The sequence below is a fragment of the Pseudomonas sp. RL genome (assembly GCF_000647775.1).
Lineage (GTDB): Bacteria > Pseudomonadota > Gammaproteobacteria > Pseudomonadales > Pseudomonadaceae > Serpens > Serpens flexibilis.
This window is the reverse complement of the sequence record NZ_JBOY01000067.1, coordinates 21163-45830: the sequence shown is the minus strand read 5'-3', so window position 1 is coordinate 45830 and position 24668 is coordinate 21163. Positions and strand designations below refer to the sequence as shown.

At 65.4% G+C, this 24668-nt stretch carries 22 protein-coding genes; 8 read left to right on the top strand and 14 right to left on the bottom strand.

Going from position 1 to position 24668, the window contains the following annotated elements:
• Positions 1-68: 68 nt before the first annotated feature.
• Positions 69-1244 carry an acetyl-CoA C-acyltransferase gene (locus tag AS93_RS0111955; protein WP_027590830.1) on the bottom strand — a complete coding sequence of 392 codons (1176 nt, stop codon included), beginning with the start codon at positions 1242-1244 and terminating at the stop codon, positions 69-71.
• Between the two features lie 234 nt (positions 1245-1478).
• Between AS93_RS0111955 and AS93_RS0111950 the strand changes: the two genes are divergently transcribed.
• From AS93_RS0111950 to AS93_RS0111935, 4 genes are all read left to right on the top strand, one after another.
• The gene (locus tag AS93_RS0111950) at positions 1479-3158 is read left to right on the top strand and encodes a fatty acid--CoA ligase (protein WP_027590829.1); all 1680 of its coding nucleotides are present in this window, start codon (positions 1479-1481) and stop codon (positions 3156-3158) included.
• Positions 3159-3375: 217 nt separating this feature from the next.
• Positions 3376-5391 carry a DUF1302 domain-containing protein gene (locus tag AS93_RS0111945; protein WP_027590828.1) on the top strand — a complete coding sequence of 672 codons (2016 nt, stop codon included), beginning with the start codon at positions 3376-3378 and terminating at the stop codon, positions 5389-5391.
• A 27-nt stretch (positions 5392-5418) separates the two neighbouring features.
• Complete coding sequence (locus AS93_RS0111940) at positions 5419-6783, top strand: DUF1329 domain-containing protein (protein ID WP_027590827.1); 1365 nt, start codon at positions 5419-5421, stop codon at positions 6781-6783.
• A gap of 289 nt (positions 6784-7072) precedes the next feature.
• On the top strand, positions 7073-8194 hold the full coding sequence (locus AS93_RS0111935; RefSeq protein ID WP_027590826.1) for a GNAT family N-acetyltransferase: 1122 nt from the start codon (positions 7073-7075) through the stop codon (positions 8192-8194).
• Positions 8195-8321: 127 nt separating this feature from the next.
• On the opposite strand, the gene AS93_RS0111930 is transcribed toward AS93_RS0111935, so the two are convergent.
• Both AS93_RS0111930 and AS93_RS19290 read right to left on the bottom strand, forming a co-directional pair.
• A complete protein-coding gene (locus AS93_RS0111930; RefSeq protein WP_027590825.1) occupies positions 8322-8879 on the bottom strand; it encodes a peptidylprolyl isomerase in 558 nt (185 codons plus the stop codon).
• 64 nt (positions 8880-8943) lie between these two features.
• The gene (locus AS93_RS19290) at positions 8944-9864 is read right to left on the bottom strand and encodes a LysR family transcriptional regulator (protein WP_051587462.1); all 921 of its coding nucleotides are present in this window, start codon (positions 9862-9864) and stop codon (positions 8944-8946) included.
• 158 nt (positions 9865-10022) lie between these two features.
• On the opposite strand from AS93_RS19290, the gene AS93_RS0111920 reads away from it, so the two are divergent.
• Positions 10023-10622, top strand: a complete 600-nt coding sequence (locus AS93_RS0111920; RefSeq protein WP_027590824.1) for an FMN-dependent NADH-azoreductase — start codon at positions 10023-10025, stop codon at positions 10620-10622.
• A gap of 200 nt (positions 10623-10822) precedes the next feature.
• On the opposite strand, the gene AS93_RS20950 is transcribed toward AS93_RS0111920, so the two are convergent.
• From AS93_RS20950 to AS93_RS0111875, 9 genes are all read right to left on the bottom strand, one after another.
• Complete coding sequence (locus AS93_RS20950) at positions 10823-10999, bottom strand: hypothetical protein (RefSeq protein WP_027590823.1); 177 nt, start codon at positions 10997-10999, stop codon at positions 10823-10825.
• Positions 11000-11101: 102 nt separating this feature from the next.
• Positions 11102-11740, bottom strand: coding sequence for an endonuclease III (gene nth / locus AS93_RS0111910; RefSeq protein ID WP_027590822.1), 639 nt, complete (start codon positions 11738-11740; stop codon positions 11102-11104).
• A gap of 114 nt (positions 11741-11854) precedes the next feature.
• Positions 11855-12568 (bottom strand): electron transport complex subunit E, encoded by a 714-nt coding sequence (locus AS93_RS0111905; protein ID WP_027590821.1) that lies wholly within the window; start codon positions 12566-12568, stop codon positions 11855-11857.
• Positions 12565-13197, bottom strand: coding sequence for an electron transport complex subunit RsxG (gene rsxG / locus AS93_RS0111900; protein WP_027590820.1), 633 nt, complete (start codon positions 13195-13197; stop codon positions 12565-12567). Before rsxG ends, AS93_RS0111905 begins: the two co-directional genes overlap by 4 nt.
• Before the next feature lie 4 nt (positions 13198-13201).
• Positions 13202-14230, bottom strand: a complete 1029-nt coding sequence (locus tag AS93_RS0111895) for an RnfABCDGE type electron transport complex subunit D (RefSeq protein ID WP_027590819.1) — start codon at positions 14228-14230, stop codon at positions 13202-13204.
• A gap of 209 nt (positions 14231-14439) precedes the next feature.
• A complete protein-coding gene (gene rsxC, locus AS93_RS0111890) occupies positions 14440-16905 on the bottom strand; it encodes an electron transport complex subunit RsxC (RefSeq protein ID WP_027590818.1) in 2466 nt (821 codons plus the stop codon).
• Entirely contained in the window at positions 16902-17477 is a 576-nt protein-coding gene (rsxB, locus tag AS93_RS0111885; RefSeq protein WP_027590817.1) for an electron transport complex subunit RsxB, read from the bottom strand. Before rsxB ends, rsxC begins: the two co-directional genes overlap by 4 nt.
• Positions 17474-18058, bottom strand: a complete 585-nt coding sequence (gene rsxA / locus AS93_RS0111880) for an electron transport complex subunit RsxA (RefSeq protein ID WP_027590816.1) — start codon at positions 18056-18058, stop codon at positions 17474-17476. The genes rsxB and rsxA overlap by 4 nt, the downstream gene beginning before the upstream one ends.
• Before the next feature lie 102 nt (positions 18059-18160).
• Positions 18161-19279: a glutamate-cysteine ligase family protein gene (locus tag AS93_RS0111875; RefSeq protein WP_051587461.1), complete on the bottom strand. Its 1119-nt coding sequence runs from the start codon at positions 19277-19279 to the stop codon at positions 18161-18163.
• A gap of 169 nt (positions 19280-19448) precedes the next feature.
• Between AS93_RS0111875 and AS93_RS0111870 the strand changes: the two genes are divergently transcribed.
• The gene (locus AS93_RS0111870) at positions 19449-19766 is read left to right on the top strand and encodes a hypothetical protein (RefSeq protein WP_027590814.1); all 318 of its coding nucleotides are present in this window, start codon (positions 19449-19451) and stop codon (positions 19764-19766) included.
• Positions 19767-19946: 180 nt separating this feature from the next.
• On the opposite strand, the gene metG is transcribed toward AS93_RS0111870, so the two are convergent.
• Complete coding sequence (gene metG / locus AS93_RS0111865; protein ID WP_027590813.1) at positions 19947-21980, bottom strand: methionine--tRNA ligase; 2034 nt, start codon at positions 21978-21980, stop codon at positions 19947-19949.
• 231 nt (positions 21981-22211) lie between these two features.
• Here metG and apbC point away from each other — a divergent pair, with 231 nt between their 5' ends.
• Positions 22212-23306, top strand: a complete 1095-nt coding sequence (gene apbC, locus AS93_RS0111860) for an iron-sulfur cluster carrier protein ApbC (protein ID WP_027590812.1) — start codon at positions 22212-22214, stop codon at positions 23304-23306.
• Positions 23307-23341: 35 nt separating this feature from the next.
• Here apbC and AS93_RS0111855 read toward each other — a convergent pair whose 3' ends face one another.
• The gene (locus tag AS93_RS0111855) at positions 23342-23791 is read right to left on the bottom strand and encodes a bacteriohemerythrin (RefSeq protein WP_027590811.1); all 450 of its coding nucleotides are present in this window, start codon (positions 23789-23791) and stop codon (positions 23342-23344) included.
• A 216-nt stretch (positions 23792-24007) separates the two neighbouring features.
• Between AS93_RS0111855 and dcd the strand changes: the two genes are divergently transcribed.
• On the top strand, positions 24008-24574 hold the full coding sequence (gene dcd / locus AS93_RS0111850; RefSeq protein WP_027590810.1) for a dCTP deaminase: 567 nt from the start codon (positions 24008-24010) through the stop codon (positions 24572-24574).
• Positions 24575-24668 lie beyond the last annotated feature (94 nt).

Below are 24668 nucleotides of genomic sequence, written 5' to 3'. Positions count from 1 at the left end.
CACAAAAGCTCGCGGCTGAAGCCGCTCCTACAGGATTTGGTCTGGTGGCGAGCAAACCCGCCTGGCGCTTACAGCAGCTCCACCGCCACCGCCGTGGCCTCGCCGCCACCGATGCACAGCGACGCCACGCCGCGCTTGCCGCCGGTCTGGCGCAGCGCGTTGATCAGGGTGACGATGATCCGCGAGCCGGTGGAGCCGACCGGGTGACCCTGGGCGCAGGCGCCGCCGTAGATGTTCACCCTGGCGTGGTCCAGGCCATGCTCGCGCATGGCCAGCATGGTGACCATGGCGAACGCCTCGTTGATCTCGAACAGGTCGACATCCTCGACGCTCCAGCCGGTCTTGCGGAACAGGCTGGACAGCGCGCCGACCGGCGCCAGGGTGAACTCGCTGGGGTCCTGGCTCTGCGTGGCGTGGCCGACGATTTTCGCCAGCGGCTTGAGTCCGCGCTTGGCGGCTTCCTCGGCGGTCATCAGCACCAGCGCGCTGGCGCCGTCGGAGATCGAGCTGGCGTTGGCGGCGGTGATGGTGCCGTCCTTGCGAAACGCCGGCTTGAGACCCGGAATCTTCTCCGGGTTGGCGGTCAGCGGCTGCTCGTCGTCCTTGACCAGCACCTCGCCCTTGCGGGTGGTGACGGTGACCGGAATGATCTCGGCGTCCAGCGCGCCGCTCTGGATGGCGGCCTGGGCGCGGCGGAGGGATTCGATGGCGTAGGCGTCCATCTCCTCGCGGGTGATGCCGTGGCGATCGGCGGTTTCCTGGGCGAAGGAGCCCATCAGCCGACCGGTGCGCGCATCCTCGAGGCCATCGAGGAACATGTGGTCCTTGAGTTCCGCGTGGCCCATGCGCAGGCCGCTGCGGGCCTTTTCCAGGATGTAGGGCGCGTTGGACATGCTCTCCATGCCGCCGGCCACCATCACCTGGTTGGTGCCGGCCTTGAGCAGGTCGTGGGCGAGCATCACCGCCTTCATGCCCGAGCCGCACAGCTTATTGATGGTGGTGCAGCCGGTGGCGGCCGGCAGGCCGGCATTCAGCGCCGCCTGGCGCGCCGGACCCTGCTTGAGGCCGGCGGGGAGCACGCAGCCCATGATCACTTCCTGCACATCCTCGGGTTGCACGCCGGCGCGGCTCACGGCCTCGCGGATGGCCACGGCGCCCAGGTCTACGGCGCTCAGCGCCGCCAGGCTACCCTGGAAGCCGCCCATGGGGGTGCGCACACCACTGACGATGACGATCTCGGACATCGAAAACACCTCTAGCAGTCTGGGTCCGGGCAGGCGTTTCCTGCGGTAACCGCAGCGCCTAGCCGGACGGGCTCTCTTGAAATATCGGAACCAGCCGATGCGCCGGATTCTACCGTGTGACCAGAATCGCCATAAGGGTCACGGCAAAAATCATTCTTTGGGCTGATGAGGGTTTCTCTCGGGCCTCCTAGAGTTTCCCCACCCAACAAAAACAACAACCGAAGGTGACCTTTCATGCAGACCCGCATCATCCCGCCCGCCGACAATGCTCACCCTTGCCCGTTGCTGATCAAGCGCCTGCTGCTGTCCGGCAGCCGCTACGAGCGTACCCGAGAGATCGTCTACCGCGACCAGGTGCGCTACAGCTATGCCACCTTCAACGAGCGCGTCGCCCGCCTGGCCAACGTGCTGACAACGGCGGGCGTGCGCCCCGGCGATACCGTGGCGGTCATGGACTGGGACAGCCACCGCTACCTGGAGTGCATGTTCGCCGTGCCGATGATCGGCGCGGTGCTGCACACCATCAACGTTCGCCTTTCCCCCGAACAGATCCTCTACACCATGAACCACGCCGAGGACCGGCTGGTACTGGTGAATGCCGAGTTCCTGCCGCTCTACCAGGCCATTGCGCCGCACCTGACCACGGTCGAGAAGACCCTGCTGCTCAGCGATCATCCGGAGGCTTCGGCCGAGTTGCCAGGGCTTGTGGGGGAATACGAAAGCCTGATGGCAGAGGCCAGCACGCGGTACGACTTCCCCGACTTCGACGAGAACTCGGTGGCCACCACCTTCTACACCACCGGCACCACCGGCAATCCCAAGGGGGTGTACTTCACCCACCGTCAACTGGTGCTGCACACCCTGGCCATGGCTTCCACCCTCGGTTCGATGGACAGCGTGCGGCTGATGGGCAGCGACGACGTCTACATGCCGATCACGCCGATGTTCCACGTGCATGCCTGGGGCGTGCCGTACGTGGCCACCATGCTGGGCGTCAAGCAGGTCTACCCGGGCCGTTACGACCCGGAATTCCTGGTCGAGCTGTGGAAGCGTGAGAAGGTCAGCTTCTCCCACTGCGTGCCGACCATCTTGCAGATGCTGCTCGGTGCCAAGGCCGCCCAGGGAGTGGATTTCGGCGGCTGGAAGCTGATCATCGGCGGCAGTGCGCTCAATCGCGGACTCTATGACGCCGCCAAGGCCTGCGGCATCCAGCTCACCGCTGCCTACGGCATGTCGGAAACCTGTCCGCTGATCAGTGGCGCCTACCTGAACGAGGAGCTGCGCGCCGGCAGCGAGGACGAGCGCAGCCGCTACCGCATCAAGGCCGGCGTGCCGGTGCCGCTGGTGGAGGCGGCGATCATGAACGAGGACGGCACCTTCGCCCCGGCGGATGGCGAGACCCAGGGCGAGCTGGTGCTGCGCGCCCCTTGGCTGACCCAGGGCTATTTCCGCGAGCCGGAGAAGAGCGAGGCGCTGTGGGCCGGCGGCTGGATGCACACCGGTGATGTCGCCACGCTGGACGACATGGGCTTCATCGACATCCGCGATCGCCTCAAGGATGTGATCAAGACGGGCGGCGAATGGATCTCCTCGCTGGACCTGGAAGATCTGATCAGTCGCCACCCGGCGGTGCGCGAGGTGGCGGTGGTGGGTGTCCCCGATCCGCAGTGGGGAGAGCGCCCCTTTGCGTTGCTGGTGCTGCGTCCCGACGCCGCTCTGGATGCGCGTGCGCTGAAGGAACACCTCAAGCCTTTCGTGGAACAGGGGCACATCAACAAATGGGCGATTCCCAGTCAGATCGCCACTGTTACCGAAATTCCCAAGACCAGTGTGGGGAAGCTGGACAAGAAGCGCATCCGCCAGGATGTCGCCACCTGGCAGGCGGCCGGGAGCACATTTCTGTCCACGCTGTAGGGGCCGGCTGGCGAGGGTGATGAGCGTGACCGATCAGTCAAGCAAGCGTTGGCTTGGTTATTGCTCCGGGGGAAGCGGCGAAAGGTTTTGCTGTACGTCGCAAACTGGCGAGCCAGACGCCTTCGAGGAGCGCAAATCACTCTTTCGGGGGATCAGGCCGGCCGCGTGGCTGGTTATAGTCGCCCGCAGGCATAACAACAAAAATGGAGTAGCGTCGATGACAACAACCAAACCGTTCTGGCGTCGGGCCCGACTGCCGCTGGCGATCAGCCTGGCTTCGACCCTGTCGGCACCGGCATTCGCTCTGAACTTCAATATCGGCGAGATCGAAGCGCAGTTCGACTCTTCCCTCTCGGTGGGTGCCAGCTGGGCTACCTCCAAGCCGAACCAGGACCTGATCGGCGCCAACAACGGTGGCCGCGGTCTGTCGCAGACTTCCGATGATTCACACCTGAACTTCAAACGTGGGGAGACGTTCTCGAAGATCTTCAAGGGTGTGCATGACCTGGAACTGCGTTACGGCGACATGGGTGCCTTCCTGCGCGGCAAATACTGGTACGACTTCGAACTCAAGGACGAAGACCGCCCCTTCAAGGAAATCTCCGACAAGGGTCGCGAGCGCCTGGCGCAATCCTCTGGCGCCGAGCTGCTGGATGCCTTCGTCTATTACAACTACGCCATCGCCGACCTGCCGGGCAGCGTTCGCCTTGGCAAGCAGGTGGTGAGCTGGGGTGAGAGCACCTTCATCCAGGGTGGCATCAACTCCATCAACCCGGCCGACGTCTCCGCCCTGCGCCGTCCCGGCGCCGAGCTGAAGGAAGCCTTCATCCCGGTCAACATGTTCTATGTCGGCCAGAGCCTGACCGACAACCTGTCCGTCGAGGCGTTCTATCAGATCGAGTGGGACCCGACCGTGGTGGAGAACTGCGGCACCTTCTTCTCGCAGCCGGATGTGGTGGCGCCGGGGTGTGATGAGAACCTGCGCGTGCTGAGCCCTGCACTGGGTGCTCTTGCACCGTATGCGGCGGCCCAGGGCTTTGGCTACGAGGTAGACTCCGAGGGCGTCAAGGTTGCCCGTGGGGCAGATCGCAACGCCAAAGATGGTGGTCAGTGGGGCATCGCCTTCCGCTACATGTTCGAGCCGCTGGACACCGAGTTTGGCGCCTACTTCATGAACTACCACAGCCGTCTGCCGATCTTCAGCGGACAGGCTGGTCCGGCGCAGGCTTATGCAGCTGCAGCCGCAGCGGGCCAGTCGGCAGTTGCCGGGTTGATCGGCCCGGCAGTAACGCAGCTGGTGCAGGCTCAGTGCGCGGCTCTGGCCGGTGCCTGTGCGGATCCGGCTGTACAGGCGAGCGTTCAGCAGCAGGTCACCGCTGGGGTACTGGCCAGCCCGCAAGGTCAGGCAGCCCAGCTTGCAGGCACGGGCGTCGCCTCTGCCACCGCGGCAGGCGCCGGCAACTACTTCATCGAGTATCCCGAAGACATCCGCCTCTATGGCCTGAGCTTCTCCACCACGCTGCCCACCGGCACCGCGTGGCAGGGTGAAATCAGCTACCGACCGGATGCGCCGGTTCAGTTGAACACCACCGACGTCTTGTACAGCGCCCTGACCCCGCTGGACCCGACTGTATCGATTCTGACCGCCACGCCCGGCTCCACGCGCCATGGCTACGAGCTCAAGGAAATCACCCAGGTGCAGACCACCTTCACCCACTTCTTCGATCAGGTCATGGGCGCCTCGCGCGTGACGGTGGTGGGCGAGGTCGGCTGGACTCACGTCGGGGGCCTGGAAGATACCAGCGTGAAGCGTTACGGCCGTGACCCGATCTTCGGGCCGGGACCGCTGCCCAATGGTCGTTGCGAGTCGCTGAATGCCAGCACGCTGGCCAACACCGCCGACAAGCGCAACCTGAGTCGCTACTGCGAGGACGACGGTTTCACCACCGCCAACTCCTGGGGCTACCGCCTGCGCGCCGTGTGGGACTACCCGAACGCCTTCCTGGGTGTGAACCTGCAGCCGAACCTGGCCTGGTCGCATGACGTCGAGGGTTACTCCCCCGGTCCGGGCGGCAACTTCGAGGAAGACCGCAAGGCCATCAGCGTGGGTCTGAACGCCGACTACCAGAACACCTACACCATGAACCTGTCGTACACCGACTTCTTCGACGGCAAGTACTCGACCCAGGACGACCGCGACTTCGTGGCCCTGAGCTTCGGCGTGAACTTCTAACGGGCCTGTATTGAAGGAAATGCACCTATGAAAACAAAAAACCTGATGCAGACCGGCGTACTGGCGATCTCCCTCCTGGCAGGCAGCGTGATGGCTGCCGTCCCGGAGTCCGAGGCTGCCAAGCTGGGCACCACCCTGACCCCGCTGGGCGCTGAGAAGGCCGGCAACGCCGCCGGCACCATTCCGGCCTGGACCGGTGGCCTGCCGAAGAATGCCGGTACCGTCGACAGCCGTGGCTTCCTGTCCGATCCGTTCGCTGCCGAACGTCCGCTGTTCACCATCACCGCCAAGAATGTCGAGCAGTACAAGGACAAGCTGACCCCTGGCCAGCTGGCGATGTTCAAGCGCTACCCGGATACCTTCCGGATGCCGGTGTTCACCACCCACCGCACCGCCACCGTGCCGGAGAGCGTGATTCAGGCCACCCGCCAGAACGCCACGCGCACCAAGCTGCTGGCCGGCGGCAACGGCCTGGAGGACTTCCGCGTCGCCAACGCCTTCCCGATTCCGAAGAACGGACTGGAGGTGATCTGGAACCACATCACCCGCTACCGCGGTGGCAGCGTGCGCCGCATGGTGACTCAGGCGACTCCGCAGGTGAACGGCTCCTACAACCTCGTGTACTTCAATGAGGAATTCGCCTTCCGCGAAGCCCTGAAGGACTACGATCCCAGCAAGCCGAGCAACGTGCTGTTCTACTTCAAGCAGCGCGTAACCGCCCCGGCGCGTCTGGCGGGTAACGTACTGCTGGTGCACGAGACCCTTGACCAGGTGAAGGAACCGCGTCTGGCCTGGCTGTACAACGCTGGTCAGCGCCGCGTGCGTCGTGCCCCGCAGGTGTCCTATGACGGTCCGGGTACCGCTGCCGACGGCATGCGCACCTCCGACCAGCTGGACATGTACAACGGTGCCCCGGATCGCTACGACTGGAAACTGGTCGGCAAGAAGGAGCTGTACATCCCGTACAACAGCTACCGCCTGGACTCCCCGAACCTCAAGTACTCGGACATCCTCAAGGCCGGTCATATCAACCAGGATCTGACCCGCTACGAGCTGCACCGCGTCTGGCACGTGGAAGCCACCCTCAAGTCCGGCGAGCGCCACATCTATGCCAAGCGTGACTTCTATATCGACGAGGACACCTGGCAGGCCGCAATCATCGATCAGTACGATGGCCGCGGTAACCTGTGGCGTGTCTCCGAAGCCCATGCCCAGTACTACTACGACAACCAGGTACCGTGGTACACCCTGGAAACCAGCTACGACCTGCAATCCGGTCGTTACCTGGCCCTGGGCATGAAGAACGAGGAAAAGCGCGCCTACGAGTTCGGCTTTACCGCCACCGAAAGCGAGTTCACCCCGGCAGCCCTGCGCCAGTCCGGCGTGCGTTAACGCAACACCTTCCGGCGCAAGGCCGGAACACAAAGCCCACGCCTTCGCGCGTGGGCTTTTTCATTATGGCCAGGCACTGACGAGCCCTCAGTCTGTGGGGGCGAATTCATCAAGCTTCTGAGATGCTGCACAAGAGCTCGCGAGCGATGCGGTGCGTAGACCTGCGGGAGCGAATTCATTCGCGAGCTTCTGCGGAGTCACACAGGGCCCGCAGACGAGTGTCCGCTCCATCAGCAGCGTCGGCTCGCCAGCACTTCCCTCCGCACTCCCGCCCGCGTAGGGTTGTCCCATGACCGATACCATCGACCGCCTCGCCGACCTCCCGGCCAGCGACTGGGATGCCCTGTTGCCTGCCGGACAGCTTTTCCTGCGTCATGCATTCCTGAGCAGTCTGGAAGACAGCGGCGCGGTCGGCCCAGGCACCGGGTGGCTACCTGCTCATCGGATGATGCGCGATGCGCAAGGCCGCCTGACTGCCGCTGCCCCGGCCTACCGCAAGCTGCACTCCTACGGCGAATACGTGTTCGACTGGGGCTGGGCGGATGCCTGCCGGCGCGCCGGCATCGCCTACTACCCCAAGCGATTGAGTGGCGTGCCATTCACCCCGGTGCCTGGCGCACGCCTGTTGGGCGCCCCGGCAGCGCTGGCGCAGTTGCTGGAGGCCGGCGAGGCGCAATTGGCCGAGCAGGGGGAATCCGGCTGGCATATCAATTTCACCCAGCCGGCGGATGACGCCCTGTTGCGTGGGCGCAGCGGCTGGCTGGAGCGCCTGGGCTGTCAGTTCCACTGGTTCAACCGGGGCTATCGGGACTTTCAGGATTTCCTCGACACCCTGAGTTCCCGCAAGCGCAAGCAGCTGCGCAAGGAGCGCGACCAGGTGGCGGGTCAGGGCATCGAGTTCGAATGGCGCGACAGCAGCCAGATGCGCGAGGTGGACTGGGACTTCGTCCATGCCTGCTACGCCCGCACCTATCAGGTACGCGGCCAGGACCCCTACCTGCCGCGTGGCTTCTTCAGCCTGTTGGCCGAACGCATGCCAGCGGCACTGCGCGTGGTGCTGGCGCGGCAGCGCGGGCGGCCGGTGGCCATGGCCTTCTCGCTGCAGGGCGATGACTGCCTATTTGGCCGCTACTGGGGTTGCCTGGCGGAGTTTGACCGGCTGCATTTCGAGACCTGCCTGTATCAGGGCATCGACTGGAGCATCGAACAGCGGCTGGCGCGTTTCGAGGCCGGTGCCCAGGGCGAGCACAAGTTGCTGCGCGGCTTCGAACCGGTGCTGACGCGCTCCTGGCATTACTTGCTGCATCCCGGCTTGCGGGCCGCGGTGGTGGGGTTTCTCGAAGAGGAGCGGGTGGCAGTGAGCGCCTACCTGCAAGAGGCGCGCGGTCACCTGCCATACCGGAAGGTGTAGGGTGGTCAAGGCAATGCCTTGGCAACCGATAGCGAGGGAGCGGCGGCCGGAACAGCGCCGCCCGCCATACGAACTGTAGCCGCGACGCTCCGGTCGCGGCTAACACTCCCCTTGCCTCAGGCGAGGATCATTCCACCCGCTTGGCCGAAATGATTTCCACCGCCTCGCGCGGCACGTTCTGGTGCATGCCGCGGTTGCCGGTCGGCACCTGGGCGATCTGGTCGACCACGCCCATGCCGCGCACCACCTTGCCGAACACCGCATAGCCGAAGTCGCGCGGGCCGTGGTTGAGGAATTCGTTGTCGCTGTGGTTGATGAAGAACTGGCTGGTGGCCGAGTCGCGCACCTGGGTGCGGGCCATGGCCAGGGTGCCGCGATCGTTGCGCAGGCCGTTGTCCGCCTCGTTGCGGATCGGCGCATGGGTCGGCTTCTGGCGCATCTGCGCATCGAAACCGCCGCCCTGGATCATGAAGCCCGGAATCACCCGGTGGAACACGGTGCCGTCGTAGAAGCCGCTATCCACGTACTCCAGGAAGTTCTTGACGCTGATCGGCGCCTTTTCCTCGTTCAGCTCGATCTCGATCTCGCCCAGGCTGGTGGCCAGCAGCACGCGGGGATTGTCGGCGGCCAGCAAGTGAGAGGTGAACAGCAGGGCGCAGGCGCCCAGGGTCAGTTTCTTCAGCATGAGTGCGTCCTTGAGGGGTTTGAATGGGGGCAGCATAGAGGCTGCCGGGAATTCTGCGAAGGGGTCAGGGCCTCTCGCCGGGGCAGACTTCGTCGGGGTCGGCGTCCGCGAAGGTCATGATGGACTCCACCAGAATCTGGGTTGCCGGGCCCAGCGGCTTGTCCTTGTTGGCGTACAGGCGAAAGCGCGGCCGGTGGATGCCACCCTGGGGCAGGGGCAGCTCCTTGAGCCGACCCTCGTGGAGTTCGCGGGCGATCACCGGGCGCGGCAGCCAGGCGAAGCCCAGGCCGCGTCGCACGAACAGCGCGGCAGTGGCCATGCTGCTGACTGTCCAGCGCTGCTCGGCGCCGAGCCAGCCGACATCCATGGGCTGGGCCCGGCCAGAGTCGCGGATGACGATCTGCAACTGGTTCTCCAGGTCCTGCGAGCTCAGCTCGCGGCGCAGCTGGTGCAGCGGATGGTTCGGGTGCGCCACCGCGACGAACTCCACGGTGCCCAGCTCGGTGCCCAGGTAGCCGGGAATCTCCAGACTGGAAATGGCCAGGTCGGCGGTGCCTTCGCGCAGCACATCCACCACCCCGGACAGCACTTCCTCGCGCAGCCGCACCCGGCAGCCACGGCTCTTGGGCATGAAATCGGTCAAGGCCCGGGCGATGCGTCCGCTGGGGAAGGCGGCGTCGATCACCAGGCGTACCTCGGCCTCCCAGCCCAGCTCCAACTGATGGGCCAGGTCCTCGATCTGGCTGGCCTGCTTGAGCAGGTGGCGGGAGCGACGCAGCAGCACGGCGCCAGCCTCGGTGAGCACGGCCTTGCGGCCTTCGATGCGCAACAGCGGCACACCCAGCTGTTCCTGCATGCGGGCCACGGTATAGCTGACAGAGGACTGCGAGCGGTGCAGGGCTTCGGCGGCCTGGGCAAAGCCGCCGTGATCGACGACGGCCTGCAGAGTTCGCCACTGATCCAGGGTGACACGGGGCGCTTTCATGGAGGCGGCCTCGGTGAAAATGGGGTGCGCTCGAGCCTAGTGAGAGGCTGCGAACTAATCAACTGGTTCGATTGAAATCAGCAGAATTATGCGCTTTTTGATCGAAATGACTCTGGGTAAAGTGTGCGCCATTCCTCGAACACCCTCTGGAGTCAAAGATGTCCCGCGTACTCGTGATCGAAAGCAGTGCCCGTCAGGAAGGTTCGGTTTCCCGCCAGCTGACCCAGGCCTTCGTCGCCCAGTGGAAGCAGGCCAACCCGGCCGACAGCATCCAGGTTCGCGACCTGGCCAAGCAGCCACTGCCGCACCTGGACATGGATCTGCTTGGCGGCTGGATGAAGCCCGCCGACCAGCAGAACGCCGCCGAGCAGGCCGCCGCGCAGCGCTCCGACGCGCTGGTCGCCGAGCTGAAGGCCGCCGACGTGCTGGTACTGGCCGCGCCCATGTACAACTTTGCCATCCCCAGCACCCTCAAGGCCTGGCTGGACCATGTGCTGCGCGCCGGCGTGACCTTCCAGTACACCGCCAATGGTCCGCAGGGCCTGCTGACTGGCAAGCGCGCCTACGTGCTGACCGCCCGCGGCGGCATCTACACCGGCAGCCCGCTGGATCACCAGGAACCCTACCTGCGCCAGGCGCTGGGCTTCATCGGCATCACCGATGTCGAGTTCATCCACGCCGAAGGCCTGAACATGGGCGGCGACACCGCTGCCAAGGGCCTGGAAAGCGCACAGGCGAAAGTCGCCGCGATCGCCTGATCAGACGATTCATTTGTGGGTCGGGCAGTGGCTATACCGTGCTCGGTTTGACCGTAGGGTGGAAAACTCGCGCAGCGATTTTCCACCGAACGACAGCCCGCTGCCGGGGCAATGGTGGACAAGGAAAGCGTTGTCCACCCTACGGTCTGCCGGAAACAAAAAACCGCCCGAGAGGGCGGTTTTTTTGTTGTTCGGCAACATCAGAGGTCGTAGTCGTAATCGGTCAGACGCTTCTGCAGGCGGCGCTCTTCGAGCAGGTTGTCGATGATGCGGCGCTTGGTCAGGTTGGTCTTGGCGACTTCGACCTGCTCAACGGCTTCTTCGTTGCTCTCAACAACGAAGTCATCATCCAGTTCGAGTTCGGCTTTTTCGGTCATGAGTCACTCCAGGCGGGGTGCGATGGCGCACCTTATAGCGACTCCGATCCGGCGGGTAAAAAAGATTTTTTCAATGAAAACAGCGGGTCAAGCCTATAAGACTCAATCGTCCGATGTCTTCGCCTTGTATTCGCACAGATCCTCGATGCGGCAGCTGCCACAGCGCGGCTTGCGCGCCTGGCACACGTAGCGTCCGTGCAGGATCAGCCAATGGTGGGCATCGAGCAGATACTGCTTCGGCACCACCTTGAGCAGCTTCTTCTCCACCTCCAGCACGTTCTTCCCCGGCGCGATGCCGGTGCGGTTGCTGACCCGGAAGATATGGGTGTCCACCGCCATGGTGTGCTGACGGAAGGCGGTGTTGAGCACCACGTTGGCGGTCTTGCGGCCCACGCCCGGCAGGGCTTCCAGGTCCTCACGGTTGTCGGGCACCTGGCTGCCATGCTTCTCGATCAGGATGCGGCAGGTTTCCAAGACGTTCTTCGCCTTGGTCGGGTACAGGCCGATGGTCCGGATGTACTCGCACAGCCCTTCGTAACCAAGCGCGTAGAGGGCTTCCGGCGTGTTGGCCACCGGGAACAGCTTGGCGGTGGCCTTGTTCACCCCCACGTCGGTGGCCTGCGCAGAGAGGATCACCGCGATCAGCAACTCGAACGGCGAGCTGTAGGCCAGCTCGGTGGTGGGGTGAGGGTTGTCCTCGTGGAAGCGACGGAAGATTTCCAGGCGTTTGGCGGCGTTCATGGTTCTCAGCGCAAAGGGGGTAAGGCGCGCTGTGGGAGCGGACTTGTCCGCGAGCTTTTATGCAGGGGCTGGCAAAACGCTCGCGAATGAATTCGCTCCCACAGGCTCCGCGAGTTACTCGATTACCCCGGTTACCCGCACGCGGCGGCTGGGGGTGGGCGCGGCGACCGGCTCGCGGGCCTTGGCGCGTTCAGCCAGCTGCTCGTCGATGCGGTTCTTCAGGGCGATCAGCAGGCCTAGCACAATGAACGCGCCTGGCGGAAGGATGGCCAGCAGGAAGCCCTGGTAATCCTCCATCAGGGTGATCTGCCAGTTGGCTGCCAGCGGGCCGAACAGCAGCTGCATGTTGGCGAACACCGCGCCGGTCCCGAACAGTTCGCGCACCAGGCCGATGGCCAGCAGGACCAGGGCGAAGCCAATGCCCATCAGCAGACCGTCATACGCCGCGCGAGCGACAGTGTTCTTGGCGGCGAACGCCTCGGCGCGGCCGAGGATCACGCAGTTGGTGGTGATCAGCGGAATGAAGATGCCGAGGATCTGGTACAGCTCGTAGGTGAAGGCCTGCATCAGCAGCTCGATGCAGGTGGTCAGCGCGGCGATGATCATCACGAAGGCCGGCAGGCGCACGGCGGGGGTCACCGCACCGCGGATCAGCGACACGGCGGCGTTGGAACAGGTCAGTACCAGTACGGTGGCCAGCCCCAGGCCCAGGGCGTTGACCGCCGAGTTACTGGTGCCCAGCAACGGGCACAGGCCCAGCAACTGCACCAGCCCGGGGTTGTTCTTCCACAGGCCATTGACGGTGATGTCGCGGTAGCTGGTGCTCATCGGGCGGTCTCCTGCGCGAAGAGTTCATCGCGGTGGGCATCGAAGTATTGCAGGGCCTGATGCACGGCCTTCACCACCGCACGCGGGGTGATGGTGGCGCCGGCGAACTGGTCGAACTGGCCGCCGTCCTTCTTCACCGCCCAGCCGCTTTCGCCGGGCTGCTGCAGGGACTTGCCGTCGAAGCCGAGAATCCAGCGGCTCTTGGCCAGCTCGATCTTGTCGCCCAGGCCGGGGGTCTCGCGGTGGCCAATGACCCGCACGCCACTCAGGCGCCCATCGGAGTGCACGCCGATCAGCAGCTGGATGGCGCCGCTGTAGCCGTCCGGCGCGGTGGCCTGCAGGATCACCGCCGCAGGCTGGCCCTCGCGGGTGGCGATCCAGGCCGTCACCGGGCGCGGTCCGAGGAGGGCGTGGCGCAGCTCGCGCTGGCTGTCGAGCAGGTCGTTGTCGTAGCTGCCGGCCGGCAGGATCTGCGCCAGCGCGTCGATCCGCGCCTGGCGCTCGGCCTGGGCGATACGCTCGGCCGTGCTCTGCTGGGTGAAGGCCACCAGGCCCACGGTGACGATGGCGAACAGGCCGAGGACCAGGCTGTTCCTGAGCATCGAGCGACGGATTTCCAGAGTGCTCATCGGTTCATTCGCCCAGCTTGAGGCCGCGCTCGGCCTTGGCATGGCCATAGGTGCGCGGACGGGTGTAGTAGTCGATGGTCGGTGCGGCCAGGTTCATCAGCAGCACGGCGAAGGCTACGCCGTCCGGGTAGCCGCCCCACGCGCGGATCACGTAGACCAGGATGCCCACGCCGATGCCGAACAGCAGGCGGCCACGGGTACTGGTGGCGCCGGACACCGGGTCGGTGACGATGAAGAAGGCACCGAGCATGGTGGCGCCGGAGAGCAGGTGGAACAGCGGCGAGCCGTGGCTGTCCGAGCCCGAGCCGTTCCAGAACAGCAGGCTCATCAGCAGCAGGGCGCCGAGCATGCCCACCGGCGCGTGCCAGCCGATCACCCGCCGGCCGAGCAGGAACAGCCCGCCGGCGAGGAACGCCAGGTTGACCACTTCCGAGCCGATGCCGCCGTAATGGCCGAAGGCCGGCTGCTTCCACAGCTCGGCAATGGTCAGGCTCTTGTTGGTCTTCAGCACATCCAGGGCGGTGGCCTGGCTCCAGCCGTCCACCAGCGGCGCCAGGCCGAAGATGTGCTGGAAGCCGTCGAGCAGGCCCACGGCGTGAGGAATCGGCCAGCTGGTCATCTGCACCGGGAAGGACACCAGCACCACTACGTAGCCGACCATCGCCGGATTGAACGGATTCTGGCCGAGGCCGCCGTACAGCTGCTTGCCGAAGGCGATGGCGCTGAGCACGGCGATCAGGGTCAGCCACCAGGGCGAATAGGGCGGCAGCGCCAGGGCCAGCAGCACGGCGGTGACCAGGGCGCTGCCGTCGCGCAGGAAGAACTGCACCGGGCGCTGGCGCAGCTTGAGCAGCAGCGCTTCGATGCCCAGCGCCAGGGCGCTGGCCCAGAGCAGGTTGATCAGCGTGCCGGCGCCGTACAGCCAGGTCAGCACGACAAAGCCGGGCAGGGTGGCGGCCAGCACCGTCAGCATGACGCGCTGGGTGCGGTTGGCCCCGATGGCATGGGGCGAGGTGATGCGGGGCAGGGCCATGGGGGCTCCGAATCCTGTACGTCTTGCCGCCGTCGGCGTGACGGCAGCCTGTGTTTCAACTTCCAGCGGTTGGCGCTGTCCTGGCCGCCGGGGAGGCCTAACGGCCTCCTTTCGGTGGACAGGAAAAGCGCTGTCCACCCTACGTCAACCGTTCCGTCGCTCGTAGGGTGGAAAACTCGCGCAGCGATTTTCCACCGAAAGCGGCCGGTTCACTCTGCCGTGTTCGCCGCGAGCTTGCGTTCGGCCTCGGCGAGCTTGGCGCGCGCGGCGTCCAGTGCGGCCGGTTCCGGGTTTTCCGTGCGTTCCAGCTTGCGCAGCTCGGCGCGGGCGAAGGCCAGTTCGGTCTTCAGCTGCCGGGTGGCGTCGTCGACCGGGCGCTTTTCCACCCGTACCAGATCCGGCGCCGGCTTGGCCGTGCTGTCCTCGGCCGCGTGCAGCGCCTGTTCGGCATTGGCCAGTGCCTTGCGCAGGCGGGTCAGCTCGGCCTCGTCGGCGCCGGCCTTCTCGGCCTTCTTCAGTTCGGCGCGGGCCATGGCCAGCTCGATCTTGGCCTTCTTCAGCGCCTCATCGACCGGCTTGGCGGCTGGCACCGGCGCCGGCGCGGCAGCTTCGGCGCTGGCCAAGGCCTGGTCGGCCTCTTCCAGTTGCTGGCGCAGGCGGGCCAGTTCGGCCTGCTGATCGTCGTCCGGAGCTTCCAGTTTTTCCAGCTTGCGGATCTGCGCGCGCAGCATGGCGGCCTCGATCTTGGCCTTCTTCAGGGCTTCGTCACCGGCCGGCTTGGCGGCCGGCACGGGTGCGGCGGCTTCGGCGGCGGCCAGCAGCTTGTCGGCTTCCTCCAATTGCTGGCGCAGATGTGCCAATTCGGCCTGCTGATCGTCGTCCGGGGCTTCCAGCTTCTCCAGCTTGCGGATCTGCGCGCGCAACATGGCGGCTTCGATCTTGGCCTTCTTCAGCGCCTCGTCGCTGGCCGGCTTGGCTGCGGCGGGCGCTGGCTTGGCTGGCTGGGCGGCGACCAGCGCCTGCTGGGCCTGTTCGGCGGCGGCGCGCAGGGTTTCCACCTGCTGGCGCAGCTCCTCGGTGTCGTGCTGGGCCAGCTGCTTTTCGGCCTTCTTCAGCGCCACCTGGGCCATGCTGGCCTCGATCTTCAGGCGCTTGAGGGTTTCGCCGGCTTCCACCGCCTGGGGCGTGGCCTCGACGGCGGGCGCAGCCTCCTTGGCGGCCTTGGCCAGCGCGGCCTTCTCGGCCCGCGCCTTGCGTTCGGCTTCCTTCTGTTCCTCGGCGCGGCGCAGGCGTTCCTGGCGCTGCTCGAAGCGCTGGCGCGAGTGCTCGGCCTTCTGCTGCTTCTGTTCCAGCTCGCGGATCTCGCCCTTGGCGGCGCGGAAGTACTGCACCAGCGGAATGTTGGACGGGCAGACGTAGGCGCAGGCGCCGCACTCGATGCAGTCGAACAGGTGCTGGGCTCGCAACTGTTCGTGGTCCTGGCCGAGGGCGAAGAAATGCAGCTGCTGCGGCAGCAGGCTGGCCGGGCAGGCCTCGGCGCACTCGCCGCAGCGAATGCACGGCAGTGCCGGCGGGGGCGGCGGCAACTCCTTTGCGGTGGCGGCCAGCAGGCAGTTGGTGGTCTTGATCAGCGGAACGTCCAGCGACGGCAGGCTGAAACCCATCATCGGCCCGCCCATGATCAGGCGATCCAGGCTGTTCGACTGGAGGCCGGCAAAGGCCAGCAGTTCGTTCACCGGCGTGCCGATCAGCGCCTCGACGTTCATCGGCCGCGCCAGCGCCTCGCCGGTCAGCGTGGTGATGCGCGAGATCAGCGGCCTGCCGAGCACCACGGCGTCATGGATGGCCACGCAGGTGCCGACGTTCTGGCAGAGCATGCCGATGTCGGCCGGCAGCCCGCCGCTGGGCACTTCGCGGCCGGTGAGAATCTGGATCAGCTGCTTCTCGCCACCGGAGGGGTACTTGGTGGGGAACACCTTGAGCACATAGGGGCGCTCGCCGAGCGCCGCGCGCACGGCGGCGATGGCCTCGGGCTTGTTGTCCTCGATGCCGATCAGCACGCTTTCCGGCTGGATCAGGTGCGCGAGGATGTCGATGCCGCCGACCAGCTTGGCGGCCTTCTCGCGCATCAGCACATCGTCGGCGGTGATGTAGGGTTCGCACTCGGTGCCATTGATGATCAGCGTGCTGACCTTGTCCAGCGGCCGCGCGGCCAGCTTGGCGGCGGTGGGGAAGCCGGCGCCGCCCAGGCCGTTGATGCCGGCCTCGCGGATCAGCGCCAGCAGATCGGCGGGCGCCAGGCTGCGGAAATCGGCGACCGGCTGCAGCTCGCACCATTCATCCTGGCCGTCGCTGTCGATGACGATGGCCGGTGCGGCCATGCCGGAGACATGCGGATAGGGCTGCGGACCGATGAAGCTGACCATGCCGGAGGTCGGCGCATGCAGCGGCACGCTGACCGTGCCCTGGGCCTCGGCGATCTTCTGGCCCTTGCGCACGCGCTCGCCGACGGCCACGCAGGGTTCGGCCGGCGCGCCGAGATGCTGGCTCAGCGGCAGGATCAGCCGGGCCGGCAGCGGCGCGGTCTGGATCGGCGCGCGGTTGGACAGCTCCTTGCGCTCCGGCGGATGAATGCCGCCGGGGATGTCCCAAACAGTCGTGTGCATCGCGGTCATGCGGCCTGCTCCCGGTCGGTGGCGATCAGCTGGCCCGGCGCCAGCGGCAGCGTCCAGCTCCAGCTCTGCAGGCTCTTGCCCACTTCAAGCATGTCGATGCAATCCACCGGGCAGGGCTCCACACACAGGTCGCAGCCGGTGCATTCGCTGGCGATCACCGTGTGCATCTGCCGCGCGGCGCCGACGATGGCGTCCACCGGGCAGGCCTGGATGCACTTGGTGCAGCCGATGCATTCGGCCTCGCGAATGAAGGCGACCATCTGCGGTTTCTCGCCACCCTCGGCGTCCAGCGGCTCGGGCTCCATGTCCAGCAGGTCGGCCAGGGCCTGGATGGTGGCTTCGCCACCGGGCGGGCACTTGTTGATCTTGTCGCCGTTGGCGATGGCCTCGGCGTAGGGTTTGCAGCCCGGATAGCCGCACTGGCCGCACTGGGTCTGCGGCAGCAGGGCGTTGATCTGTTCGGCGATGGGGTCGCCCTCGACCTTGAAGCGAATCGCCGCGTAGCCCAGCAGGGCTCCGCAGGCCAGGCAGAGGATCAGCAGCGCGACGACGGCAATCAGCACCAGACTCATAGCTTGATCAACCCGGCAAAGCCCATGAACGCCAGCGACATCAGGCCGGCGGTGATCATGCCGATGGCCGGGCCCTGGAAGGCCTTGGGCACATCGGCAATGGCGATGCGCTCACGCATGGCGGCGAACAGCACCAGCACCAGCGAGAAGCCCAGGCCGGCGGCGAAGCCGTTCAGCGTGGCGGTAATGAAGGTGAACTCGCTGCGGTTGGCGTTGAGCAGCGCCACGCCGAGCACGATGCAGTTGGTGGTGATCAGCGGCAGGAAGATGCCCAGCACGCGATAGAGCAGCGGACTGGTCTTGTTCACCACCATCTCGGTGAACTGCACCACCACGGCGATCACCAGGATGAAGCTGATGGTGCGCAGGAATTCCAGGCCCAGCGGTTCGAGCAGGTATTCCTGCACGAGATAGGCGCACATGGCGGTCAGGGTCAGCACGAAGGTGGTGGCCAGCGACAGGCCGATGGCCGTTTCCACCTTCTTGGAGACGCCCATGAACGGGCACAGGCCGAGGAACTGCACCAGGACGAAATTGTTGACCAGGATGGCGCTAACCATGATCAGGGCGAGTTCGGTCATTGCAGGGGCATCGCTCTGGGTGGGCCGTTGAAGAGGGCCGGTATTATCCGGGAGGGGGGCAGGGCATACAAGGCGCGACAGGCAGCCGCAGGCTGACGGGCATCAATGGGCGGCCAGGCCGCCCGGCCAGTACGGCTGTCCACTGGCGCGCAGCGCATGGGCCGGGGTGGTGCGCGCGGCACGCTGGCGCCACAGCGGTTCCAGCTGGCCGGCCGCCGCCTCGAGTCCGGCCTGTTGCAGCGCGGCCTCACTGGCGCGCAGCACGCGCTGTGCGCCATGGGCGATCTGCGCCTCGTCGAAGGCGTCCAGGGCAGCCAGGCGGTAGAGGTCCACATCGGGCTCCTCGCTGCGCCCCGGCAGGCTGTCGTCCAGGCACAGGCCGGTCAGCAGCTGGCACAGGGCGGCTAGCAGCGCCACGCCGGGCGCGGCGTCGAAGGCCTTGAACTCGATGCGCCCGACTTCACCGGGCAAGCGCGCCGGACGCATCAGCGGCGAGGCCTGTAGCGCCGCGTGGTTATCCGCCTCGACATACACCCGCACCGCCGGTCTGCAGCCGCAGCGCATCCAGGTGCGCCGCGACCAGCCGGTCCAAGGCTGGCCGGCGTACCAGGGCGAATCGAAGCTGAACGGCACGATGAACGGCGCGTAGAAGTTCAGCTTGCGCGCGGCGTCCAGGTCGCGTCGCCAGTCCCGCTCGGCGAAGGACAGGTTGAGGTCCGGGCCGAAGGTCAGGGTGGCGATGTCGTTGCCGGCGAAGTCCCGATCGGCCGCCCGCGTGCGCTGTTCGTAGGTGTTCAGCGGTGGGTCGAAGACGTAGCGTTCGTGCAGCGGGTTGAGTGCCGCGATGCTCAGTGCCAGGTGATGGGTGGCCAGGGTGGCGGCCAGTTGCCGTTCGATCTCCAGCAGCAGGTCCAGCGCCTCGGCGACGCTGTTGCGCGGCGGCGTGCGAATCTCCACGCCCTTGACCGCCAGGCCGGCGAAGCGACCGTCCGGGTGGGCACGCTCGTCACCTTCCAGGTACCAGTAGCCGCTGCGAATACCCTGGTCTCCGGTGGCCAGGGTGGGATCGTCGAGCCCTGGCTTGGCGGCCAGCATCCGGCTGAGGGCGGGGAAGTCCAGGTTGGTGAAATCGCGGATGCGTCCGGCGTGTGGGCCCGAGGCATCGATCAGCAGGTATTCGAATTCGATGCCGTAGCGCATCGCGGAGCCTGAACGAACCATGATGTTGCGTCCTGCCGCCAGTGTCCTGACCAGTGTAGGCCGGCGGCTGGATGAATCCTTTGCATGCAAATTAGTCGCTGACTTAAAGAAAGCTCGCTAACAATCATTAGACTTTGGTCGTAGAATACGCCGCGTCAGAACACCACACCCCCGAGGCTCTTTGCTCTTTATGAACACCCAGGAACTGCAACGCCTGCTCGATGATTTGGATGCCACCCACACCGCCAGCGACAGCCTGAGCCGTCTGGTCGTCAGCCGTCTGGCCAAGCAGGGCGTCCCCTACAAAGCGATGCTGGGCAAGCTGGAGGTGGGTGGTCGCGTGGTGTCGCCGCATTTCTGGGTGGAGAGCAATGGCTGCGTGATCGACTACCGCGGCGGCAAGGACAAGCGCGGCGTATTCGCCAAGACCGAAGCGCCGGCCTACCAGGGCACCGAGATCGTCCTCGACCCGCTGCCCGACTACATGTTCGAGCAGATGGCCCGCTGACGGCGACCAGGCTGAGAAATAAAAAAACGGAACCCGAGGGTTCCGTTTTTTTATTGTGGTTCGGTGCCGCGTCAATCGTAGGGTGGAAAACTCGCGCAGCGATTTTCCACCACAGCCACGCCGGCGTATGCCCGGTAGACAAGGCTTCGCCGTTGTCTACCCTACGGCACCAACCCCGCCTTACTTCACCCGCTGGCCCGGCTTGGCGCCGGCGTCGGGGCTGAGCAGGAAGATTTCGCTGCCGCCGGGGCCGGCGGCCAGCACCATGCCTTCGGAGACGCCGAACTTCATCTTGCGCGGCGCCAGGTTGGCCACGTACAGGGTCAGGCGGCCTTCCAGCTGGCTCGGATCCGGGTAGGCGCTCTTGATGCCGGAGAACACATTGCGCTTGGCGTCGCCGATGTCCAGGGTCAGGCGCAGCAGCTTGTCGGCGCCTTCCACGAACTCGCACTTCTCGATCAGCGCGACGCGCAGGTCGACGGCCGCGAAGGCGTCGAAGTTGATCTCAGCGGCCAGCGGGTCCTTTGCCAGCTCGCCATTGCCGGCCGGCGCGTTCGTGGCCGCCAGGTCTTCCTTGGAGGCTTCGATCATGGCCTCGACCTTGGCCGGTTCGATACGGGTCATCAGCGGAGTGAAGGCATTCAGCTGATGGTTGGCGAGCGGCTGCGCCAGGTCGGCCCAGGCCAGCGGCGGCACATTGAGGAACTGTTCGGCGTCGGCGGCCAGCTTCGGCAGGACCGGCTTGAGCAGGATGACCAGCTGGCGGAACAGTTCGACGCCCAGGGCGCAGATTTCCTGCACTTCCTGCTGCTTGCCTTCCTGCTTGTTCAGCGCCCACGGCGCCTTCTCGGCGATCCAGGCGTTGGCCAGATCCGCCAGGTGCATGATTTCGCGCATGGCGCGGGCGAAGTCACGCTTCTCATAGGCCTCGGCGATGCTCGGCAGCGCGTCGCGGAAGCTGGCGCGCAGCTCGGGCTCGATGTCGGTGGCCACCAGCACGCCGGCGTTGCCCTTGTGGATGAAGCCGGCGCAGCGGCTGGCGATGTTGACCACCTTGCCGACCAGGTCGGAGTTGACCTTCTGCACGAAGTCCTCAAGGTTCAGGTCCAGGTCGTCCACGCCGCGGCCCAGCTTGGAAGCGTAGTAGTAGCGCAGGTATTCCGGGTTCAGGTGATCCAGGTAGGTGCGCGCCTTGACGAAGGTGCCACGCGACTTGGACATCTTCTGGCCGTTGACGGTCAGGTAGCCGTGCACGTTCAGCGCGGTCGGCTTGCGGTAACCGGCGCCTTCCAGCATCGCCGGCCAGAACAGCGCGTGGAAGTTGATGATGTCCTTGCCGATGAAGTGGTAGACCTCGGCGCTGGAGTCCGGCTTCCAGTACTCGTCGAAGTCCAGCTCCGGGCGGCGGGCACAGAGGTTCTTGAAGCTGGCCATGTAGCCGACTGGCGCATCCAGCCAGACATAGAAGTACTTGCCCGGCTCGTCCGGGATCTCGAAGCCGAAGTAGGGCGCGTCGCGGGAAATGTCCCACTCCTGCAAGCCGCCATCCAGCCATTCGGCGATCTTGTTGGCCACGGAGTCCTGCAACGCGCCGCTGCGGGTCCACTCCTTGAGCATCGCCTCGAAGTCCGGGAGCTTGAAGAAGAAGTGCTTGGACTCCTTGAGCACCGGCGTGGCGCCGGAAATGGCCGAGCGCGGATTCTTCAGCTCGGTCGGCTCGTAGGTGGCGCCGCACTTCTCGCAGTTGTCGCCGTACTGGTCCTCGGCCGCGCATTTGGGGCAGGTGCCCTTGATGAAGCGGTCGGCCAGGAACATGCCTTTCTCGGGATCGAAGTACTGGGTCACCGAGCGGGTGGCGATGTGGCCCTTGTCGCGCAGCGCCAGGTAGATGGCGCTGGACAGCTCGCGGTTCTCTTCGCTGTGCGTGGAATGGAAATTGTCGAAGTTCACGCCGAAGTCAGCGAAGTCGGCCATGTGTTCGGCCTGCACGTTGGCGATCAACTGTTCGGGGGTGATGCCTTCCTTTTCGGCGCGCAGCATGATGGCCGAGCCGTGGGCATCGTCGGCGCACACATAGGTGCAGGTGTTGCCGCGCAGCTTCTGGAAGCGCACCCACATGTCGGTCTGGATGTATTCCAGCATGTGGCCGAGGTGGATCGAGCCGTTGGCGTAGGGCAGGGCGCTGGTGACGAGAATCTTGCGGGCTTCGGACATGGCGGTTGGGCTGCACGCTGATGGAACAAGCCGGCAACTATAAGGGAAGGGGCGCGCCGGAAGCCACCAGCCGCAGGGGGGAAAACGCGCGCAGCGATTTTCCACGCGGCATACCCGCGCATACCCGGTAGACAGCTGCGCCGTTGTCTACCTTACGGCCTGCTCCAGCCTGAGGCGTGTCGCTGCTGCTATCATGCCCGCCTGTCCCGCCGGTCCGAATCTGGAGCCCCCATGTCCATTACCCGCGAAGCCGTCGAAGCCGCGCTGCGTCAATACACCGACCCGCACCTCAACCAGGACCCGGTCAGCGCCGGCTGCGTCAAGCAGATCGACATCCAGGGCGAGCGCGTCGCCGTGCGCCTGGAGCTCGGCTATGCCGCCGGCCTGTTCAAGAGCGGTCTGGCCCAGCTGCTGCAGATGGCGCTGGAGAACCTCGACGGCATCAGCCAGGCCAGTGTGCAGGTGGACTGCGTGATCACCGCGCACAAGGCACAGGATTCGGTGCCGGCATTGAGCAACGTGAAGAACATCATCGCCGTGGCCTCCGGCAAGGGCGGCGTCGGCAAGTCGACCACCGCCGCCAACCTGGCGCTGGCCCTGGCCCGCGAGGGCGCCCGGGTCGGCATGCTGGACGCGGACATCTACGGCCCCAGCCAGGGCATCATGTTCGGCATTCCCGAGGGCACCCGGCCGAAAGTGCGCGACGAGAAGTTCTTCGTGCCCATCGAGGCCCATGGCGTTCAGGTGATGTCCATGGCCTTCCTCACTGACGACAAGACGCCGGTGGTCTGGCGCGGGCCGATGGTCTCCGGTGCGCTGCTGCAACTGATCACCCAGACCGCCTGGGACAACCTCGATTACCTGGTGGTCGACATGCCGCCGGGCACCGGCGACATCCAGCTGACTCTGGCGCAGAAGGTGCCCGTGGCCGGCGCGGTGATCGTCACCACCCCCCAGGACCTGGCCCTGCTGGATGCCAAAAAGGGTGTGGAGATGTTCCGCAAGGTGAACATTCCGGTGCTGGGCGTGGTGGAGAACATGGCCATCCATATCTGCTCCAACTGCGGCCATGCCGAGCACCTGTTCGGCGAAGGCGGCGGCGAAAAGCTGGCGGCGCAGTACAACGTCGACCTGCTGGCCTCAATGCCGCTGTCCATGGCCATCCGCAGCCAGGCTGACGCCGGTCGGCCGACGGTGATCGCCGATCCGGAAAGCCAGATCGCCATGCTCTACCAGCAGGTGGCGCGCACGGTGGGCGCGCGCATCGCCCAGGGCAGCCAGATCGTCGCGCAGTCGATGCCGAAGATCGAAATCAGCGACGATTGAGGATATTGGCTGGCACCCGGTGCCTGTCCGGGTGCTCAGCCGAAGAACTTGCCGAGCATGCGCGAGGCGAAGCCGCGGTCGAGGTTCTTCTTGACCAGGGCGACGTAGTGCTTGTCTTCGTGCTTGATGTGGTTGATCAGCCACAGGCCCACGTCGGTGCGCATGTCGCGCGCCACCTTGAGCGGGTCGATGCCGTTGGTCACCTTGTCCAGGTATTCGTTGGCGCGCTGGCGGAATGCGTCGTGTACCTGGCGATGGGCTTCGAACATCGGATAGCCGGCCTGCTCCATCAGTGACTCCTCGAACACCAGGTGCGAAAGCACATAGTCGATCAGGCCGCGGCAGAGAATCTCCACCTGGCTGCCATCGCCACTTTCGATGCAGTTCTGAATCTCCTCGAAATACTCGAACAGCCGCTTGTGCTGTTCATCAATCAGGTCGATCCCTGTTTCGAATTCGGCCGACCACTCGATCTTGAGCGCCATCGTTCATTCCCTTCTGCTGCTGGATATCCCGGTTCGTTCGGTTTAAAGGCACCGTGCCAGCATGCGAGGCTATGCAAGAGCGGGGCTGGGAATGTTGATCTGGATCAGTGGACGAATGGGGGAAAATGGGCTTCACCCGGCGCCTCGGCTTGGAAGGAGCGACATTGGCCCGGTAAGATGCGCGCCATTCCAGTTGAACCCATTCAGGACACCGCGATGAGCATCAAATCGGACAAGTGGATCCGCCGCATGGCCCAGGAGCACGGCATGATCGAGCCCTTCGTCGAACGCCAGGTGCGCACCGAGGGCAGCGAGCGGCTGATCTCCTACGGTGTCTCCAGCTATGGCTACGACGTGCGCTGCGCCGACGAATTCAAGGTGTTCACCAACATCCACTCGGCCACCGTGGACCCGAAGAACTTCGACGAAAAGAGCTTCGTGGACGTGAAGGGCCCGGTGTGCATCATTCCGCCGAACTCCTTCGCCCTGGCGCGCACCGTCGAGTACTTCCGTATTCCGCGCGACGTGCTGACCATCTGCCTGGGCAAGAGCACCTACGCGCGCTGCGGCATCATCGTCAACGTCACCCCGCTGGAACCGGAATGGGAAGGCCACGTGACCCTGGAATTCTCCAACACCACCACCCTGCCGGCGAAGATCTATGCCAACGAGGGTGTGGCGCAGATGCTGTTCCTGCAGTCCGACGAGCCCTGCGAAGTCTCCTACCGCGATCGCGGCGGCAAATACCAGGGCCAGACCGGCGTCACCCTGCCCAGGGCCTGATCGGGTAGTTCCTGGCCGCCGGGGCGGGATCGCCCCACGGGCCGTAACCCGGGCGTAGGATGGTCAAGGCATCGCCTTGGCCACCGAGTGGGAC

What these genes read in the sequence shown, in the direction of transcription:
- AS93_RS0111955 (WP_027590830.1), bottom strand. Translation starts at nt 1,244, where the DNA reads ATGTCCGAGATCGTCATCGTCAGTGGTGTGCGCACCCCCATGGGCGGC.
- AS93_RS0111950 (WP_027590829.1), top strand. Translation starts at nt 1,479, where the DNA reads ATGCAGACCCGCATCATCCCGCCCGCCGACAATGCTCACCCTTGCCCG.
- AS93_RS0111945 (WP_027590828.1), top strand. Translation starts at nt 3,376, where the DNA reads ATGACAACAACCAAACCGTTCTGGCGTCGGGCCCGACTGCCGCTGGCG.
- AS93_RS0111940 (WP_027590827.1), top strand. Translation starts at nt 5,419, where the DNA reads ATGAAAACAAAAAACCTGATGCAGACCGGCGTACTGGCGATCTCCCTC.
- AS93_RS0111935 (WP_027590826.1), top strand. Translation starts at nt 7,073, where the DNA reads ATGACCGATACCATCGACCGCCTCGCCGACCTCCCGGCCAGCGACTGG.
- AS93_RS0111930 (WP_027590825.1), bottom strand. Translation starts at nt 8,879, where the DNA reads ATGCTGAAGAAACTGACCCTGGGCGCCTGCGCCCTGCTGTTCACCTCT.
- AS93_RS19290 (WP_051587462.1), bottom strand. Translation starts at nt 9,864, where the DNA reads ATGAAAGCGCCCCGTGTCACCCTGGATCAGTGGCGAACTCTGCAGGCC.
- AS93_RS0111920 (WP_027590824.1), top strand. Translation starts at nt 10,023, where the DNA reads ATGTCCCGCGTACTCGTGATCGAAAGCAGTGCCCGTCAGGAAGGTTCG.
- AS93_RS20950 (WP_027590823.1), bottom strand. Translation starts at nt 10,999, where the DNA reads ATGACCGAAAAAGCCGAACTCGAACTGGATGATGACTTCGTTGTTGAG.
- nth (WP_027590822.1), bottom strand. Translation starts at nt 11,740, where the DNA reads ATGAACGCCGCCAAACGCCTGGAAATCTTCCGTCGCTTCCACGAGGAC.
- AS93_RS0111905 (WP_027590821.1), bottom strand. Translation starts at nt 12,568, where the DNA reads ATGAGCACCAGCTACCGCGACATCACCGTCAATGGCCTGTGGAAGAAC.
- rsxG (WP_027590820.1), bottom strand. Translation starts at nt 13,197, where the DNA reads ATGAGCACTCTGGAAATCCGTCGCTCGATGCTCAGGAACAGCCTGGTC.
- AS93_RS0111895 (WP_027590819.1), bottom strand. Translation starts at nt 14,230, where the DNA reads ATGGCCCTGCCCCGCATCACCTCGCCCCATGCCATCGGGGCCAACCGC.
- rsxC (WP_027590818.1), bottom strand. Translation starts at nt 16,905, where the DNA reads ATGACCGCGATGCACACGACTGTTTGGGACATCCCCGGCGGCATTCAT.
- rsxB (WP_027590817.1), bottom strand. Translation starts at nt 17,477, where the DNA reads ATGAGTCTGGTGCTGATTGCCGTCGTCGCGCTGCTGATCCTCTGCCTG.
- rsxA (WP_027590816.1), bottom strand. Translation starts at nt 18,058, where the DNA reads ATGACCGAACTCGCCCTGATCATGGTTAGCGCCATCCTGGTCAACAAT.
- AS93_RS0111875 (WP_051587461.1), bottom strand. Translation starts at nt 19,279, where the DNA reads ATGGTTCGTTCAGGCTCCGCGATGCGCTACGGCATCGAATTCGAATAC.
- AS93_RS0111870 (WP_027590814.1), top strand. Translation starts at nt 19,449, where the DNA reads ATGAACACCCAGGAACTGCAACGCCTGCTCGATGATTTGGATGCCACC.
- metG (WP_027590813.1), bottom strand. Translation starts at nt 21,980, where the DNA reads ATGTCCGAAGCCCGCAAGATTCTCGTCACCAGCGCCCTGCCCTACGCC.
- apbC (WP_027590812.1), top strand. Translation starts at nt 22,212, where the DNA reads ATGTCCATTACCCGCGAAGCCGTCGAAGCCGCGCTGCGTCAATACACC.
- AS93_RS0111855 (WP_027590811.1), bottom strand. Translation starts at nt 23,791, where the DNA reads ATGGCGCTCAAGATCGAGTGGTCGGCCGAATTCGAAACAGGGATCGAC.
- dcd (WP_027590810.1), top strand. Translation starts at nt 24,008, where the DNA reads ATGAGCATCAAATCGGACAAGTGGATCCGCCGCATGGCCCAGGAGCAC.